At 47.9% G+C, this 17,479-nt stretch carries 14 protein-coding genes and 1 pseudogene; 8 read left to right on the top strand and 7 right to left on the bottom strand.

Going from position 1 to position 17,479, the window contains the following annotated elements; translation table 11 throughout:
- Positions 1-41 precede the first annotated feature (41 nt).
- On the top strand, positions 42-323 hold the full coding sequence (locus AC6IB1_RS02195) for a hypothetical protein (protein ID WP_040528298.1): 282 nt from the start codon (positions 42-44) through the stop codon (positions 321-323).
- Positions 324-546: 223 nt separating this feature from the next.
- Here AC6IB1_RS02195 and AC6IB1_RS02200 read toward each other — a convergent pair whose 3' ends face one another.
- Positions 547-1,527: a CobW family GTP-binding protein gene (locus AC6IB1_RS02200; RefSeq protein WP_497566162.1), complete on the bottom strand. Its 981-nt coding sequence runs from the start codon at positions 1,525-1,527 to the stop codon at positions 547-549.
- Between the two features lie 320 nt (positions 1,528-1,847).
- Here AC6IB1_RS02200 and AC6IB1_RS02205 point away from each other — a divergent pair, with 320 nt between their 5' ends.
- Together AC6IB1_RS02205 and AC6IB1_RS02210 are read left to right on the top strand one after the other, a co-directional pair.
- On the top strand, positions 1,848-3,233 hold the full coding sequence (locus tag AC6IB1_RS02205) for a TldD/PmbA family protein (protein ID WP_497566163.1): 1,386 nt from the start codon (positions 1,848-1,850) through the stop codon (positions 3,231-3,233).
- Positions 3,233-4,576, top strand: a complete 1,344-nt coding sequence (locus tag AC6IB1_RS02210; protein WP_497566164.1) for a TldD/PmbA family protein — start codon at positions 3,233-3,235, stop codon at positions 4,574-4,576. The genes AC6IB1_RS02205 and AC6IB1_RS02210 overlap by 1 nt, the downstream gene beginning before the upstream one ends.
- A gap of 61 nt (positions 4,577-4,637) precedes the next feature.
- Here AC6IB1_RS02210 and AC6IB1_RS02215 read toward each other — a convergent pair whose 3' ends face one another.
- From AC6IB1_RS02215 to AC6IB1_RS02235, 5 genes and pseudogenes are all read right to left on the bottom strand, one after another.
- A complete protein-coding gene (locus AC6IB1_RS02215; RefSeq protein ID WP_497566165.1) occupies positions 4,638-5,111 on the bottom strand; it encodes an NYN domain-containing protein in 474 nt (157 codons plus the stop codon).
- A gap of 119 nt (positions 5,112-5,230) precedes the next feature.
- Entirely contained in the window at positions 5,231-6,088 is an 858-nt protein-coding gene (locus AC6IB1_RS02220; protein ID WP_497566166.1) for an alpha/beta hydrolase, read from the bottom strand.
- Between the two features lie 76 nt (positions 6,089-6,164).
- Positions 6,165-6,761: pseudogene (locus AC6IB1_RS02225) on the bottom strand (TetR/AcrR family transcriptional regulator).
- A gap of 90 nt (positions 6,762-6,851) precedes the next feature.
- Positions 6,852-7,757, bottom strand: coding sequence for a pyridoxal-phosphate dependent enzyme (locus AC6IB1_RS02230; RefSeq protein WP_497566167.1), 906 nt, complete (start codon positions 7,755-7,757; stop codon positions 6,852-6,854).
- Between the two features lie 63 nt (positions 7,758-7,820).
- Positions 7,821-8,294: an Lrp/AsnC family transcriptional regulator gene (locus AC6IB1_RS02235; protein ID WP_497566168.1), complete on the bottom strand. Its 474-nt coding sequence runs from the start codon at positions 8,292-8,294 to the stop codon at positions 7,821-7,823.
- A gap of 148 nt (positions 8,295-8,442) precedes the next feature.
- Between AC6IB1_RS02235 and AC6IB1_RS02240 the strand changes: the two genes are divergently transcribed.
- On the top strand, positions 8,443-9,408 hold the full coding sequence (locus tag AC6IB1_RS02240; RefSeq protein ID WP_497566169.1) for a hypothetical protein: 966 nt from the start codon (positions 8,443-8,445) through the stop codon (positions 9,406-9,408).
- Between the two features lie 161 nt (positions 9,409-9,569).
- Here the strand turns inward: AC6IB1_RS02240 and AC6IB1_RS02245 are convergent, their stop codons facing one another.
- A complete protein-coding gene (locus tag AC6IB1_RS02245; RefSeq protein WP_497566170.1) occupies positions 9,570-9,890 on the bottom strand; it encodes a hypothetical protein in 321 nt (106 codons plus the stop codon).
- Between the two features lie 303 nt (positions 9,891-10,193).
- Between AC6IB1_RS02245 and AC6IB1_RS02250 the strand changes: the two genes are divergently transcribed.
- The 4 genes from AC6IB1_RS02250 to AC6IB1_RS02265 all read left to right on the top strand — a co-directional run bounded on the left by AC6IB1_RS02250 (position 10,194) and on the right by AC6IB1_RS02265 (position 17,346).
- Positions 10,194-13,406 carry an ImpA family metalloprotease gene (locus tag AC6IB1_RS02250; protein WP_497566171.1) on the top strand — a complete coding sequence of 1,071 codons (3,213 nt, stop codon included), beginning with the start codon at positions 10,194-10,196 and terminating at the stop codon, positions 13,404-13,406.
- Between the two features lie 190 nt (positions 13,407-13,596).
- A complete protein-coding gene (dctP, locus tag AC6IB1_RS02255; RefSeq protein ID WP_497566172.1) occupies positions 13,597-14,625 on the top strand; it encodes a TRAP transporter substrate-binding protein DctP in 1,029 nt (342 codons plus the stop codon).
- 130 nt (positions 14,626-14,755) lie between these two features.
- Positions 14,756-15,352 (top strand): leucine-rich repeat domain-containing protein, encoded by a 597-nt coding sequence (locus AC6IB1_RS02260; RefSeq protein WP_497566173.1) that lies wholly within the window; start codon positions 14,756-14,758, stop codon positions 15,350-15,352.
- Positions 15,353-15,495: 143 nt separating this feature from the next.
- Positions 15,496-17,346, top strand: coding sequence for a methyl-accepting chemotaxis protein (locus AC6IB1_RS02265; RefSeq protein ID WP_497566684.1), 1,851 nt, complete (start codon positions 15,496-15,498; stop codon positions 17,344-17,346).
- The last annotated feature ends 133 nt before the right edge of the window (positions 17,347-17,479 follow it).

The raw sequence follows: 17,479 nt of genomic DNA on the forward strand, positions 1-17,479 counted from the left end.
GGCATAAAATCTGGTTTTCTTTGAATCGCGGGTCATACGGTATGGCAAAAAAACCGACTCGCATGGATGCAATGAAACAAATCATTGAGCAGGTAAAGCAGGAACTTCCGCTCTATGAATCTGACACCTTTGTCTGCGGTCCTGACGGTAATTGTATTGGCTGCCCGAAAAAACTGCTGGAAATGGTGGATTCTGAACTGACCTATTGGGAATCAGCCATGTCTCGCGGCATTACCCCACAATTTGATGAAATCCGCCGCTTTGGGAAGATGTGTACCAGCGTGCGCCGCGCCTTGGTGCGCAACAAAATTATTGAGGCGTGAATATACCTCCGGTTAAGCCTTTTTTTGGAGGTTCAACAAAATGTTATTTTTATTTAAAAATCAATAAGATATCACTATTGATTATTATGCATCTATGATTAATGGCTATATCAGAGATCAGGATTGGCTAAGTAACGATCAAACATAGACAGATTTGCCGTCGCCATCCCACTCATGCCAATCAGGCAAAAAATACCCGACTTGTCATCGGGCATCTTTATAGTTATTGAATAAAGGACAGTAAGATCGCTTCCAACTCATCCCAAGGCAGTGGCGTTTTATCAATCACTTCCACCCGCGATTCAACGCCATGAAGGCTGATTGGGCTGACTGTCACCACCTGGTTGACCACGTTGAATGCATACATGCCACCATCCGTATTCATCACCGCTTTTACACGCTCTGCATTCAGGTTGGCAAACAAACCATAGAGCGAATCAAAAGGAAACACCGTGTTGGGCTCGAACACCCAGCCACAGCTGACATACCCCTGCCCTTTGTTTTCTTTTCGACGGTATTTCTCTCCGGGTTCCAGCTCAAACGGAGGCATTTCATTATCATGTGAATGGTGGTGTCCAAACTGCGCATTACGATCAATGCGGGGCAATGCCAGCCATTCCAGATTGAGCTGCCCCTGCTCGACGTACCCGGATGCCAGCTTGGCGATTTCTGAGCTCTGCACATAGCGGTCAAACGCGTCAAGATCAGCCGGTGAGCAAAGGTCTGTTTTGTTAGCGACAACCACATCAGCCAAGGCGAGCTGATCCTGGAAGTTCTGGTTTTCCGTGTAACGTTCGTCGGCAAAGTTACGCGGATCGACCAGGGTGATGGTGGCGTTCAGCGCAATGTAGTTCTCATAATGTTCAGAAAGCAGTTTGCCGATAATATCTTTGGGGTGACCCAATCCTGTTGGTTCAATCAATAAACGATCTGGGTTTTGGGCAAGCAGCGCATTGATGCCAATCGCCATTGGCAGGCCTGCCACACAGCACATACAACCACCAGGCACTTCTTTCACGATTGCGCCCTGCTCGCTCAGGAATGCACCATCTACCCCAACTTCGCCGAACTCATTCACGAGTACCGCCCAATTTTCGTTTTCCGGTTTTTGTTTGAGCAAACTCAGGATGGCAGTTGTCTTACCGACGCCGAGAAAACCGGTGATGATATTGGTGGGGACTTTTTTAGTTAGCTTTTCGGCCATAAAAATTCCTATCCGTGTACTGATCATTATTATACCCAAGCGACCTTAGGGTGCAGGATTCAGGTTGCTTGGGTATAGGCTGAGCAGTGTATCAATCCAGCAGGGATACGAAAGTGTAAATTCATCATAGGCAGCCAAACCACCTGAAAACGCTGAATTCAGCGCACCTAGGTCTAACGCGCAGTTATTGACATAACGACGGGTGTTTATTAGTCAGATAGTCTTCACCGATGTCACTAAAAGGCAAAGATGATTGGTGCCTTTACGTATAGCTGATAACCTCAAAGTAATAGAAAACTGACTCTCTCTAGGAGGAAGGAATGTTAAACCCCAGCACTGCCAAAGCAGTGATAGACCACGCCCTGTTTCTGGGGGCGGATTTTGCCGAACTGTTTGTTGAGCGGCACCATTCCGGCAGCGTAGAACTGCTTTCCGGTGAGGTTGACAAAGTCAACTCAGGTATCGATTTCGGTATCGGCATCCGGCTGTTTTTTGGCCACAAAGTGCTTTATGGCTACACCAACAGCCAGGATGAAGAAAAGCTTAAGCAGGTGACCTCCCTGCTTTGTGCCAAAGACAAACGTGAGCAGATTGCGCAAGCCGGGGCACTGAATTTCACCCGCCCAGATGAGCGTCATCCGGTGAGCATGCCTTTTTCTGCCAACAACCACGTGGAGGAAAAAATTGCGTTTCTGAAACGTGTTGATGCCAAAGCCCGTGCGCAAAGCGACAAGATTTCACAGATCATTGGCCGTATTGCCCAGCGTGAGCAACAAATCGAGATTTTCAACTCGACCGGCCTTTATGTGCAGGATACCCGTCATTATACCCGTATCGCATCGTCTGTAGTCGCAACGTATGGTAATGAGCAATCTACCGGTTACGAAGCGCCGGGGATGCTGTCAGGCTGGGAATTTAACACCCAGATTGATCCTGAAGAATTGGGTGAGATGGCCGCAAGACAGGCACTGGTCAAGCTGGGCGCAGACGCCTGCCCGTCTGGCGAAATGCCAGTGGTAATTGGCAACGGTTTCGGCGGCGTGATTTTCCATGAAGCCTGTGGCCACTTGCTGGAAACCACCTCTGTTGCCAAAAAAGCCTCGGTTTTCCACGACAAGATGGGTGAAATGATTGCTAATCCTGTGGTGAACGCCGTAGATGATGGCCTGATGAAAAATGAATGGGGCTCTATCAACATTGATGATGAAGGCATGGAAACCCAGCGTACCCAGCTGATTAAAGACGGTAAGCTCACCAGCTTTATGGTTGACCATATGGGCAGCCTGAAAACCGGCTACGCGCGCACCGGATCAGGCCGTCGCGAGTCTTACAAATATGCCCCAACCTCACGCATGCGTAATACCTTTATCGAGCCGGGCGATGCCTCATTTGATGACATGATAAGCGGCGTCGAGCGTGGTATCTATGCCAAGAAAATGGGCGGCGGCTCTGTGCAACCGGGGACCGGTGAATTCAACTTCGCGGTTCAGGAGGCTTACCTGATTGAGAACGGGAAAGTCACCAAACCATTGAAATCGGCCACGCTGATCAGCACCGGGCCCAAAGTGCTGAAAGAGATCAGCATGGTAGGGAAAGATTTTGAACTTGCCGCCGGCATGTGCGGCTCAGTGAGTGGTTCGGTGCCAACCACCGTGGGACAACCTGCACTTAAAGTCGATAACATTCTGGTGGGAGGCGGCAACTGATGAGTGAGCAAAAAACATTGGAAAACGCCATCGAGCTGGTGCTTGAGCTGGCGCAAAAAAGTGGCGCCCAGGCAGATGTGATTGCCTCCAGCAGCGAAAGTTTCAGTCTGAAAGCGGATCAGGGTGAGTTGTCTGAATACAAGGTCACTGCCAGTCAGGTGATTGGCGTTCGGGTGATCAAAGACGAGCACGTCGCCATCAGCTACTCCGAATCTCTGGAGCCGGATAATCTCGTCCAGATGGTCGATCAGGCGCTGACCAACGCCAGCTTTACCAAGAAAGATCCGCTGCAAAAAATCCGCGCTGAGGGGCTGAACATCCGCACGGATCATCCTGAAATCTACCAACAGGACAATGCCACGCCAGAGCAGAAAATTGAACTGGCCCTGTCGCTGGAAAGTAAGATCCGGGAAAAACCTTTGGCAAAAGGCGCGCCGTACAATGGTTACAGTGAAAGCAGCGGTATTACCCTGTTGGGCAATACGCTGGGGACCCGCTGTTTCTACCAGTCACGCTCTCTGAGCTGTTATACCGCAGCACTGTTGGATCACAATGATAAACAAGCCATGCATGTCGCCGCTTCCGTCGCCCGGACCTTTGACGGCCTGACACCAGAGAAAGTGATCAACGATGCTTACGAAATGGCGGAAGCCTTGCTTGAAGGTGCGCCAATTGCCACAGGGCAATATTCGGTGATTTTCGAACAAGATTGCCTAAACGAGTTACTCGGTGCCTTCGGCAGCTGCTTCTCTGGCGAATCGGCAAAACGCGGTACCAACCCCTGGCGCGATAAAGTAGGCCAACAGGTTGCCAGCCCGTTGCTAACATTCCGGGATGTTGCCTATATGCCGGGCGGCCATGCGATCAAGGCGTTTGACGATGAAGGCTTTGCCACCGGTGATACCACGCTGATTGAGAATGGCGAGCTGGTTGGCCTTTTACATAACTCGGCCACAGCAGCGTATTTTGGTGTGGCGCATACGGCCAACGCAGGTCGTTCACCCAAAGGCACATTGAGCGTAAGCTCCCGTCATGATGTGATTGGCGCAGGCACCAGCAGTGAAGCGGAAGTGACGGCCGGTGAATACCTTGAGCTGGTTGAATTGCAGGGCGTTCACTCCGGTGCCGATGCCATCAGCGGTGACTTCTCATTCGGAGCGAGCGGTTTTCTTTGCCGTGACGGTAAACGCCTCCAGCCTGTCCGTGGTATCACGGTGGCCGGTAACTTCTACACCATGATCAAGGAAGTGGAAGCGGTTGGTAATACCGTGGTGCCAAACTATGCTGGCCAGTTCTATTCACCGCTGATCCGCTTTGCGCGGCTGAATATTGCCGGTAAGTAACCGATAAAACGTCAAAGAGCCCGGGATATCGGGCTCTTTTCACATAGAAATCTGGCAGGCGTTAAAGCAGCAAATCGTCTTCAATACCGATAAACCGGTCGACACTGTTAATCAATGAGTTGGCCGTCAACATGGGTACGCCAAATACAATGGCTTCTTTACCATAGCGCTCACGTACTTTGTTCATCAGCAAATCAAAATCCCCATCGCCGGAAAGCAAAACCACGGCATCCACCTCTGGCGCGATCTCCATCACATCAATAGCAATGCCCACATCCCAGTCACCTTTAGTACTGCCATCGCTGCGCTGGATGTAAGGCTTCAACTTCACCTCAAACCCAATATGGCGAAGGGCATCCTGAAACTTGATTTGCTGGTCATCATCACGCTTGATGGCGTACGCATTGGCGCAAACCACATCCCCCATTTCCTGAAGGCTCTGCCACAATTTCCGGTAGTTAAACTGGCGGCCATATGCCTGGCGGGTGGTGTAATACACGTTTTGAACATCTGCGAATACAGCGATTTTTTTCAAGGGAGGATCCATTGTGAGCGTAACATTTCACGGCGAGGATAACACAGCATGAAGCAAAAAACGGGGGGGCAGAAAAGAGATACCGCCATTTCCGCCTAACCTGTGAGTTTACAACCCCGTCAGCGCACCTGCGATGCAGCTTTGATAAAGACATCTCTCAACAGGTCACTTTTTAGCACCCGGCCATGCCCCATGCCCTCAGTTTCTACCAAAGTGACATGCCCAAAATGCTCAGACGCTTCTTTCGATACGCCAAACGGGGCAAACCTGTCGCTTTTGTCATGGACAATAAATACCGGTGATTGACGGGCTACGAGCTTATTAAATGGATCGATATCTTCAATGCGTACCCCGTATTCTTCACTCACTGTCTCCACCACTTCTTTGAAAAGCTTCATTGAATAACCGGACGCTTCAACCGTGCCAAACAGATTGTCCCAATACTTAAGCACTGGGGCGACCAGAATAATGGGCTTCCCCATCAACACAGGATGCTCACTTTCCAGCAAGGTCGCCCCGCCCATAGAGTGGGCAATCACACCATCAATGTTTTCCTGTTGGTTCAAAATATCGTCCAATGCCTTCAGGAAAGCGGGAATACTGCCTTCTTTCCCGTCACTTTTCCCATGACCCGGATGGTCGTAAGCCAGCGCAGTAAAGCCCGCTGCGGCAATATATTCCATCAGAGGGAAAAACTGGTTTGAGGATCCCGACCACCCATGCGTTAACACCCAGGTTGGGCCAGAGCCCAGCTTATACGTCATCATTTTGCCCTGCGCGGTCTCGACTGCCTCAATTTCCATGCCTGCAGGCACTGGATTCACCTCTCGCCCTTTCGCTGGGGTCAGGAACAGTTTGCGAGCGGTCTTCAGCGCATGCTTGGGCGCGATTTTATGGTGGAAACGGCTTGCGATGTTTAACGCTTTTTTGCGGACGCTGAACCGGTTGTTATTACCGAAGTAGATTTTGCTACTCATGGGTGTTCCTCTATTTTTCGAACGGTCGTGCTATTTGAACTCAAAGAAAAAGCAGACCTGCGAACCATCTGCTTAATTATGATATTTTCCGGGCTTTAACGAACAAATCGTCAATGCCTTTCCAGAATTTCTGGGCACATTCCGATTCCAGTTTCAACGTCCGGAACAGGTGACTGCTGAGATACAAGCCATACAGCTCATAAACCGTCTGCCAACAGTCCAGATCATCATGAAACTCACCGGTTTCAATGCCTTTCTCAAACTGTATTCGCAGGTAGTTGAGCCAGGTTTTAATCGTACCTTCCAGTGCCTGTTGCATTGGGTCATCATCGTTATGGCTCTCTCGCCAGGCATCAAGAAACATGCAGCTTCCCTGAAAGGAATCGTTCCAGGTTAACCAGTTATCCAGCATATGGCGGATCTTGGCCTCAATGCTGGGATGCGACGCGTCGCGACAGGGCTCAATAATGCGCGCGACAAAACATTCACTTGCATACCTCACCACCGCTGCCTGCAAATTGGCGCGCGAATTAAAATGGGCAAACAAACCGCTTTTCGACATTCCCACACGCTTTGCCAGCTCACCGATAGTCAGGCTTTCAAGCCCTTCCTAGCTCGCCATTTCAAATGCAGCATTTAGTATCTGCTCGCGTGTCTGTTGCTTTTTACTCATTCGCCGATTTCTCTTACCTGACATCTAAAAATAGCACGAACGTTCGATTGTTCAACGCTCTCTTTGCTGGTCAGAGTAGTACATTGTCTGTCATTTCAAGAGGCCATATTTCCGCTGATAGCGCGGCAACATACTTTCATTGCCAACAAGCCCGCCCTGATGAATATACAACAGCGTTTTATCCTTGTTCGCTGCCCTCCATTGTGCCAAACAACGCCACATCAGCGGATCGTACAACAAATCGAACTCGACCCCGGTTTCATCCAGTAACGCTTTCCATATCCGGTAATCATCTTGGTAAAGTTTACCAAAATGGTGTTTAGCCGGTAGCTCAACAACAGTGGGAAAACAGTGTTCTCCCAACTCACGAAATTGCTCAACAAGATACGCTTTACCGCCCACACACGGACAGGTCAGCACGCCAATCCCCTGCTTTTTTAGATGTTTATGCAAGAATAGGGCTGTTGTGCCTGTCCCAGAAGGGAGAGCGACGACCAAATTGTTGATTGAATGGGTCTGCGCCCAGTCCAGAATCTCCTGGGCAAGCGTGGCAACACCTTTTTCTGCCAGTGGTGAACGCCCGCCTTCCGGCACGTACAGACAGCTATTCCCTGTTCGATAGGTGCCAATGTAATCCCTGGGATGCATAGGAACATCAGAAACGTCAGAGACCGCTATAACCGCCGCCCCTAACGCCAGTGCCTGACGGTAGTTACCAATCGGGTGTTTTTTCAGCCATTGCGGAATACGGTCAACATAGAACTCCAATTGCCATCCCTTGATTTGGGCAAGCGCTGCAAGCGATAACAAAGAGTTTGCCTGCGACGAGCCATAGCCAATCAAGTGTGTGATAGTGTCATCTTCCAATTCCAGCAACGCCATCAGTTTGCGCGCTTTGTTACCGGAAAAATAGGGGTGTAAAAGATCATCACGCTTTAAGTAAAAAGCGTCGCCATTAAACGTGTGTCGAGTGATTGGGGTGCGGGAAAGTTTCATTGTTTACGTCGACAGTTTAGTGTATTCCAAAGCAGCAGCTCTTACTGCTTTTTTATAGAAAAATTAAAGTGATATATTTTCTAACCCTATTGCTGTTTCAAACTTCACTTGACGCATAGCCACAGACGTATGAAATTTGCGTATATTGAGATCGGTGTGCAGTACCCTTTCAACAAACGCTTCATAAGCTTTAATATCGGTGACATTCACGATCAGCACGAAATCATAACTACCAGACGTTTGGTAACACTGGGTCACTTCCGGGGCTTTGAGGATTGAAGCGCGAAACGTCTGATAAATATCCCGACGGTCCCTTTCCATTTCCACCGATACAATCATTGTCATTTTTACCCCTGCTAACCCCGGGTCCAAAATAGCCACATCACGTGCGATCACTTTCTCGTCACGTAAACGCTTCACACGCTTGAGGCATGCAGGTGGTGAAAGCCCAACACGCTCTGCCAAATCAACATTTGCGATCCGGTTGTCCTGTTGCAGTGCGACTAAAATGCGTTTATCGATCCTATCAATGTCCATGATTCTTAAATCCAGTTAAATATCCGTCATAATTTCTTGTAACTTTACTAACAAGAAATTTTAAAGCAAATACTATTGTTAAATAGAAATTCTGTTAACTTTAAACGGGTTACTATAAAAACTTACACAGTTCACAGGGAAGTAAGCAATGCAAAAGGTTGGGGCATTTTTCCAGCGTACATTAACTGACAGTATCAACGTGGCAATCACACTCTATAAAGTGATGATCCCGACTATTGTTGCCGTGAAAGTCTTTGAGGAGTTGGGAGGCGTGGTTTGGTTTGCACACTTTATCTCCCCGCTAATGAACGCTGTCGGCTTGCCTGCCGAAATGGGGCTGGTATGGGCAACCGCTATCTTTATTAATATATACTCCGCCCTGGTGGTACTTATTAACACTGAGGTCACCATGACTGTCGCCCAGGCATCTATTTTAAGCTGCATGATATTACTCGCACACTCCATGCCGGTTGAAGTAGGGTTAGCAAAGAAATCAGGCGTTTCTGCGTGGTGGTCTGTAGTGACGCGCATTGGTGGTGCATTGTTGCTGGGGAAACTGTTGCAGGAAATCTACAGTCTCACTGGTTCACTTCAAGAGCAGACACAGATTCTCTGGCAGCCAGCAATGGAAAATGCTACTTCACTGACAGCATGGGGCATCAGCCAATTCCAGAACCTGATATTGGTCTTCGTCATTATCACCGTATTAATCTTCGTACTTAACCTGCTGAAAGTGTTGGGTATAGAACGTTTGATTGCCAAAGCACTAAGCCCATTTCTGCGCCTGCTCGGCATCAGCAAAGAGGCAACCAACCTGACGCTGATTGGTATTACACTTGGTCTGTCATACGGCGGCGGTCTGCTGATCAACGAAGCCAAGAGAGGACACATACCTCCGAAAGATATATTCACTGCCATTACCTTGCTGGGACTGCTTCACAGCCTGATTGAAGATACATTGCTGATGCTGGTGATTGGCGCTGACTTTATGGCGATATTCTGGGGACGGCTGGTGTTTGCGCTGATATTAGTTGGTGTCATATCAAGATTCATGCGGTTGATTGAAGGTAAACGTTACGAGCAGCTCTTTTTCCGCTCGGTCGTGACGGTTTGACTTATTCGGGCAAAGAGAAATTTGTGGCGGATAAATCGACGCAGATAAGCAGAAACAAAAAAGAGGACAGACGACAGATAGCGGCATTTTTATGGAGGTTACCCGGGCAAAAAGTCATGATTTGCCCAGATAACCGCTCGTCAACGATTCACTGCCTTCATTCAATGAACTTGGTGAGTGATCCTGATTTCCACGTTATACGGTGTCTCTAATTGCATATTGTCGCCAAATTTTACTATCGTTTCGCGCGCCAGCACTTCACCGGAAAATTTAGCTTTCTTATTTTCAATCAGGTCACGCCAGATATTGTCCAGCGACAATATGCGTGAATCATTAAAACCTTCAAACGACAAAGTCATACAGTCGTGCCAATCAGTGCCTGTGCCTGTTATTTCGTACTCAGCGCCTACATCACTAACAGTACGCTTAGACGAAATTTCAACATAAAACTCAGCAACTTCTTGTTCTTTCCATGTATTCATCTAGGATGCCTCTCACATTATACTTGTCGAAATTATAGACACGAATTCTGATTTGAGTCGCAAATATGAGACAAATGTGACTTAAAACAGCCTAGGTATCGCCCCCAGACAATGGGATGGAACAGTGTGTATTTGTTATTCACATCTCTTGTGTTTGCCATCTCTGCCTTGATTGTTCTTCGCATATTGAACTGAGATCCACGTCGCGCTATATTCATCATCCTCAAAAAAATACACATAACGTTAAAGACAACTACTCATAAGGTAACACATTGTTTAACAAGGCAAAAAATGGAAAAGTTAATGATTTTAGTCGCCAGTTCATTTGTATTATGGGGCTGTGGTGACAATAACGAGATTGGGGCAAATGCAAACAAACCCGAAAATGCCCAGACGTATCGCGTAAACACAGTACTTGCATCTTCAAACGGTGTTATTTTTCCATCCGAAGCATTGGTAAAACACGGTGAGACTGCCGAGTTCCGTGTTACGCCTAATCCAGCATTTTATATTGATAAGGTTGAGGGGTGTGATGGCACACTCAATGGGCATACATATACAACAGGTGTGCTGACTAAAGACTGCACGATCTCTGTTTCATTTATATCTGATGTAGAACAGGCTCTGGCACATGCTGATCACGCGTTAGCTGCAGAAAGCAGTTTGTTGAAAACGGCATATGCCACGATTGAAAATATCAAAACATCACGTCGAACTGAACTGCCTGCGTTTTTTGAAGGCGTAAATACCCTGACCTGGGACCCAACCCACGACTCCATCCACTTTCCTCAATTCGCAAATATCGAAAACACTGACGTACTGCTCCGGGCTAACGCAGACCATAGTGGAAACCCGGCAGACAAGGTACTCGCCCTGTACCGCATTGGTAAAAACGGACATCGCTCTATCGTGTCTGGTGCGAACATTCTCGCTCTCGCGGAGTCTGGCACGGCGGGTTCTGACTTTAACCAGTTTGCCAAAAATGTGGTCAAGTGGCTGGCCGGCCGTGAGGTTGAAGGTTCGAAAACACCGTTGTCTATTGTGGCTGCACACATCCCAAATCGTCCTCCGTATTTTCCACATTACCCCAAAATTAAAACCTGGTTAGACAACAACTATCCGGGTCAGTATGTGCTGAATGAGCACAAAACCTGTGATTACGGCAATCTACTCTCTTGTATCCAAACGCAATCGCCAGATTTGGTGTTGATCGGCGGTGATGATTACGAACAGAAAGGCTACGCAGGCATCCGTGACGCCATTCGGTATATGGAACAACATAACATCCCATACATGACGTCACATAATGCCAAGTTCCCGTCGGATCAGCCTATGCTGGAGGCATTCTACCAAGAGCAGATGATCTTTGGTGACACCAACTATTGGGGCAAATACCGACTCAACAACGCCACCCATGATGTATTGATTACGGAAACGCCGCTGTATAACAGCATCAGTCAGTTACTTGAGGCCTTCGAGCAAGAACACTTTGATGCTGAAGCGCTTAAAGCGTGTGGCAGTAACTTTATCACCTGTAATTCAGACCTTTTCAACAACGCTTTTAAAACGGCCGCAGACTGGTTCCGATGGGCAGCACAAGCTGCCGATCAGCAAAATCTGGATCCGTTTAAAACGGATAATCACCTGTTGTTGAAACTGGGGCTTCTGCTGGCCGATAAATATCGCGCAGCCATTGACTATCCAATTGAAATTACAGACGTTGCGGAATGGTATCGCGCGATGTTTGCCGACTGGGTGATCAGCTATAGCCGTGCAGACAACCGCGCCCAACCGGATTTGGGCGAGTTTATAACCGACAGGTCTAACCTGAAAAAAGGGATTAACGCGCACTATCGCTATCCAGAGACTGTTACGGAGCGCAAAACCATCAGTGTGATGTACCCCAACCAGTGGACGACTACCGGTTGGTACGCACTGCCGGGACAAACAATCACGCTCAAGCGTCTGGATAATGGCAACCATCAGGTAAAAGTGAAGCTGAACTATCACAGATACAACACCAACCGCGCGTATGAACAGCATGTATACCGTGGCCCGCTGGAAATGCTCAGCGAACGCATCTCAATTCCCGCAGGCGGCAGTGCAACGTTTTCAACCCCTTACGGTGGACCCATTTACCTGAGCTTTTACAAAAATGGCGCAGGTGAAGCACTGACAACCGAGATCGAAGCGTCTGGCGTTGCCAAACATCCGACCATCATGGATTTTTCTGACGAAAAGCAACATGTAGAGTTTGAACAACGTTTGCAGGAAACAGAACTGCCACATGTTGACTTGCGTACCGATTCAGCAGAGCAGCACTTGCGTCGCGACCGCTTTGAAGGTGCGATAGGCAAAGAATATGCGTCAACATCAGCATTGCTCACTGGTATCAGGGAAGACCATTTAGAAACGGTGTATAACCTCGCAGGCTTTAAAGTGCAGGGAAAAACACTCGACGAATCGTTGTCGCCGCAAGTGGTTGCCGCATGTAAATCCGTGATGGGTGAAGATTGTGTGGATGAGTCATTACATATTCGCGCGATTATCCAGCATGCCAACTATGATCAGAACGCACATTGCGGCGTCGGGTGTTCAGGCAACCCATGGGATTCCAGTGACAGAATTTCACCGACAGGTTGGTTGGATAACCACGAACTGGGCCACAACCTGCAAACCGGAAAACTTAATGTGCACTATGTGCCAGCAGGCAGTGAAAATACCTGGAGCGCATACCAGAACCGGGCGGGTGAGAACTCAAACAACATCTTCCCGTATGTGTCGCTGTGGCGTAAGCACTATATCCGCGACGGCCAAGTGACAAAGATTGAAGATGGACATATGAACCACAAAGATTTGTTCTTTGCCTTTATGTCTGATGCGGCACAGGTAAAAGATAAATCGGGCAAGCGCGTAGTGCTATACCCCGGCTGTAAAGTGGCAGACGCAGGCGAAAGTCGCTACGAAGCACTTTGGGCAAACGGTGGTTATGCAGTGCATAACAGTCCACGGATGGCGTTTTATATCCAGATGGCCCTGCGTGCGCACGGCATGGAACTGAAAAACCAAGTTAAGTTAGAAAACGGGTTCGATATCTTCACCATTTTGTATCTGCACCAACGTATATTTGATAAATACGCGGGGAGTGAGGCAATGTGGAATGAAAACCGTGACCGCTTAGGTTTCTCGAAGTTCAACTACAAATCAACCTCCGGTGAAGTGAAACATATGCCGGGTAACGATTTTATGCTGGTGACGTTAAGTTATTACACCGGGTATGACTGGACCCCACATTTTGACCTGTTGGGCCTGAGATACTCTGATTTGGCGAAACAGCAAGCTGCTGAGCATGGCAATGGCAAAACCTTGCCAATGGGCATGTATGTGCTTGAGAAAGACTTGCCGCCGCGCGGTATGAATGAGGGTTTAGATTTCCTGCCATTATCACCCGACAACGGCACAACTAAATGGCCACGGGATAATTCAACGCCGGCAGACTGTCACCCCGCCCTCTAAGATAAAGCATGTATAAAGCAAAAGCCTGGTGACACCATCACCAGGCTTTTTGGTTCCAAAATCTCAATCACTGCATGGATAAATCAGCTGGTTTGAAAAACACTTATATCCAAGCATACTTAGATCACCGTGAGCACGATATGACAACCACGCGGATTCATGTGCATTCAACACTGCGGGGAAGCGAGGCATGATAAAACAGCTGACATGCGCCATGTTGGCCACCGTCTGTTTCATCACATTTTCTGTTTGTGCCGAAAACGGGAAAGAACCGATTGTCTGGCGCTTTGGCTTAGAAGAAATTGAAGGTTCGGTACAGGATATTTATGCACAGGAGTTTAAACGCCGTATTGAGGAAAAATCAGAAGGTAACGTCCTGGTGGACATTTATTCTTACGGCATGTTGGGCGAATCTGAAGATCTCACAGCACTCACGGCACTGGGCACCCTGCAGCTGACTCATGCTTCTGTCGGCATTATCGGCAATCTGGTGCCAGAAATGCAGATTTTTAACATTCCCTATATATACTCTCACGACGACGCACTCAATCAGTCAGTGATAGCCAGTAATCCTGTCGTGTATGACGTCATTGGCAATGCCCTTAGCGATCAGGGTCTGCATTTGATAACGCTTTACCTTGAAGGCGATATGGTGTGGTCTACCAACTGGGAAGTCGTCAGTCCTGATGATTTTCAAGGTTTCCGTATGCGGGTGATGAACTCACCACTACTGATTGAATCATTCCGGCTTTACGGTGCAGATACCCTAATTCTTCCCTACTCCCAAGTCTATGGCGCACTTCTGACGAGGATTATAGATGGGCAAACGAATCCCGTTTTCTCCATTGAAGAAATGAAATTCTATGAAGTGACGGATTACATGATTTGGCCTGGCGGGCATAAATTCACCACATCAGTCATTGCCAATCAGCAGTGGTATTCATCGTTATCACAGGCGCACAAGTCCCTGCTTCGTGAAACCGTTAACGAACTGACAAGCTATATCTTTGAGCAGCAAACAGCCCTGAATAAAGCACAGCTGACAAAGATAAAGTCATTCAAACCCCACATGACCTTTATTACGCTCACCCGCAATCAGCGAAACGCCTTTAAGAAACTGGCATCCCCCCTTCGCGAGCGCTATATCGAACTGACAGGGAAACAGGGAGAACGTCTCTTAAATGCACTCGATGATGCTTTCGGACATAAACAGCAATAAAGGAAAGATATCACTCTCTACCGTTTATTTACGCTATCATCCAACGTATTGGAAATCGGTGATAACAATTGATACCCAAGCAACCTGAAAATGCAGAATTCAGCGAGTTTGACAGGCAGGAAAAAACCTGATGCTTATCGAGACTAAACGTAAAAGAAATAAAGCCTGTTTACCATCCTTATTCTTGCTACTGTTTTTTTCCGCTATCTCTGTTCAAAATGTTTATGCTTTCGGCAAAAAAACACCGCATTTTATCGACACATTGAAGCTGCATGGTTATATCGATAACTACGGCAATATCCGATTAAATAACACTCATTTCACTGAACTTCCAGAATCACTTGAAGTTAAAGGTTTTTTGGACATTGAAGGCAGCATGATAGCACGCTTACCAGACACGCTTTCAGTGAAAAGTTATGTCAATGCATCGCACACACCATTAGCCCGGTTTCCTAATATTACTGTCGGCGGGTACATCAATCTCACCGGTTCAAACGTCATGGTGTTACCGGTAAGGTTTCAGGTAAAAGGAGATTTGAGCTTAGTGGATACCCCAATCAAGTCACTGCCCCGCAGGTTAACGGTTCAGGGAAATCTCTATCTGGGTAACACTCAGCTTGATGCGCTGCCACCGGATCTGAAGGTTGGCGGTGACCTCTACCTTCGGGGAACAAACATCAAAGACGTACCCGAAACAGTGCGTGTGGGTGGAAGGATCTATCGCTAACCCCAACACCTGCCAGGGATTACACCGCCCGTTTGAACTAAGCAAGTTGTACTGATGAAGTTTACGATGCAGAGCCAGCCCATAAAGGTAGCACGCACGGTCATGTTTCTAAACGCACAACAAATAGCCAACAGACGCCACAAATACATGAATGCTTACTTTTAGATAATGTCGCCCATAATTTTGCTGTAGAACGTGGATTAACAGCAGGCTTTCTTGGCTCAAAAGGTGACGCAGGGATTTATGACAAGCTTAAGGCGCAACGTAACAACGCCGACGACGCTCAGCGGAAACTCACCGCGTTTACACCTGAACACATTGACACAGTCCTTTGGCACCAAGCCACCGCAGAAGTGATCGCGATACTGCAAGGCAAACAAGCCATGAGACAGCAGGTTGACACACTCAAACCTGCAAATTCCCCGTTCAACTATTATTCAGACCTGAACAAACACGCCATCATCGCCGCATCAATTATCGCCTCCCAGGCTGCTGATCCCAGTGTTGCCCAAGAGCTCAATGCACTTCTTTCATTGATCACCATGAAAGAAAAAGCTGGGCAATCACGGGGAGCCCTGAATGGTATCTGGGCACGAAAAAGTACCACCCTAGATGGGTATGCGCGCGTACAAAATTACATTGATGAATTTAATTACTCCTCTTTTGCAGTGCAATCGGTTCTTTCAGGACAGAATGCGAGCAATTTTAAGGCGTTGGCAGGAATGCCAGCCTGGAGAGAAATCAAAGGGATAGAACAACGCTTTTTATCGCAAAAAGGCAACCTGAACGCGCTGGAAGGGCCTTCTCCTCCAAAATGGTTTCCTCTCGCCACCCAGCGCATTGTCTCGTTGAACAAACTCAAAAACGAGATGATTGATGTCCTTCAGGTGAAACTGAAAACTGACGCAGACAATGCAGCAACAATAAATACGGTTGTTGTGACGTCACTGGTGGTGGTCGTGCTGCTTATTGTGGCCCTTTCCTACCTCAGTGTTTCCAGCATCAATTCCCGGGTGAAAATGCTAGGAGACAACCTAAAGCGCATTGTTGAACATAAGGATCTTATCCAATTCACGTATGACGGCGGCAACGACGAAATTGCTGTCATTGAAAAACACATAGACAAATTCATCGTGAATATGCGTCAGCTACTGAATGATGCGGCGAAGCTGGCTATGGATGCCGACAACGCCTTGGTGCGTTTGGCGGAAATCGCTCAAAAAGACGTGGACATGGCTCGTCAAACCTCATCACGCTGTGAAACACTGGCTGCCGCAATGACTGAAATGTCACAGAGCAGTGAAGAAGTCGCCCGGTACGCCCAAGAAGTCGAAAATGCAACGGAGGCAGCCCGGGATTTCACTCACCAAGCCGTAAGATCAGGGGAGAAGTCTTCGAGTACTACCGGTGAATTGATCGCCAGCATTGACACCACTTTCCGTATGATGGAAGAGCTGCAAAAACAAACCACTAATGTAAAAGAAATCCTCGACAACATTACTGGAATTTCAGAGCAAACGAATCTTCTTGCGTTGAACGCTGCCATAGAGGCCGCACGGGCGGGGGAAATGGGACGCGGGTTTGCGGTGGTTGCTGACGAAGTTCGCAATCTGGCGCAACGCAGCAAACAGTCCACAGAGGAAATTGCAGGCATGCTGGATGATATTCGCAAAAACACGGAATCGTCATTTTCCAATATGCAACAAAGCCGTGATGTCAGTTATCAAACCCAGAAGGCGGTTGATACATCAAAGGTCTCTTTGGTGCAGCTGGGTGAAAATATTGATGACATGGCAAATAAAAATGCGGACATTGCAGAAGCAGCCCGCCAGCAGGCTCAGACAGTTTCCAGTGTATCGAGTGAGCTCGAGCAGCTGGTAGGTATTTCTTTTGAATCGAGAGATGGCTCTCAGTCTATTGAACTTGATTTGAGATCACTGAGGGAGAAAATGCACAGCCTCTCGACGAACATTTCCCAGTTCAAAACCGCCTGAATACCAGAAAAACCTGAAAAATGCCGACACCGTAAACGTCGGCATTTTTGTCTGCAAACCTTTATTCCGGTTATCGACAACAACAGGTGACAGCATTAAGGTTATGAAAATGCATCGATTATGAAAAGCATCG

This window comes from Grimontia sp. THUN1695 (assembly GCF_059704325.2).

Bases quoted from the DNA above. Each gene is read 5' to 3' on its own strand.
- AC6IB1_RS02195 (WP_040528298.1), top strand. From the start codon at position 42: ATGGCAAAAAAACCGACTCGCATGGATGCAATGAAACAAATCATTGAG.
- AC6IB1_RS02200 (WP_497566162.1), bottom strand. From the start codon at position 1,527: ATGGCCGAAAAGCTAACTAAAAAAGTCCCCACCAATATCATCACCGGT.
- AC6IB1_RS02205 (WP_497566163.1), top strand. From the start codon at position 1,848: ATGTTAAACCCCAGCACTGCCAAAGCAGTGATAGACCACGCCCTGTTT.
- AC6IB1_RS02210 (WP_497566164.1), top strand. From the start codon at position 3,233: ATGAGTGAGCAAAAAACATTGGAAAACGCCATCGAGCTGGTGCTTGAG.
- AC6IB1_RS02220 (WP_497566166.1), bottom strand. From the start codon at position 6,088: ATGAGTAGCAAAATCTACTTCGGTAATAACAACCGGTTCAGCGTCCGC.
- AC6IB1_RS02230 (WP_497566167.1), bottom strand. From the start codon at position 7,757: ATGAAACTTTCCCGCACCCCAATCACTCGACACACGTTTAATGGCGAC.
- AC6IB1_RS02235 (WP_497566168.1), bottom strand. From the start codon at position 8,294: ATGGACATTGATAGGATCGATAAACGCATTTTAGTCGCACTGCAACAG.
- AC6IB1_RS02240 (WP_497566169.1), top strand. From the start codon at position 8,443: ATGCAAAAGGTTGGGGCATTTTTCCAGCGTACATTAACTGACAGTATC.
- AC6IB1_RS02245 (WP_497566170.1), bottom strand. From the start codon at position 9,890: ATGAATACATGGAAAGAACAAGAAGTTGCTGAGTTTTATGTTGAAATT.
- AC6IB1_RS02250 (WP_497566171.1), top strand. From the start codon at position 10,194: ATGATTTTAGTCGCCAGTTCATTTGTATTATGGGGCTGTGGTGACAAT.
- dctP (WP_497566172.1), top strand. From the start codon at position 13,597: ATGATAAAACAGCTGACATGCGCCATGTTGGCCACCGTCTGTTTCATC.
- AC6IB1_RS02260 (WP_497566173.1), top strand. From the start codon at position 14,756: ATGCTTATCGAGACTAAACGTAAAAGAAATAAAGCCTGTTTACCATCC.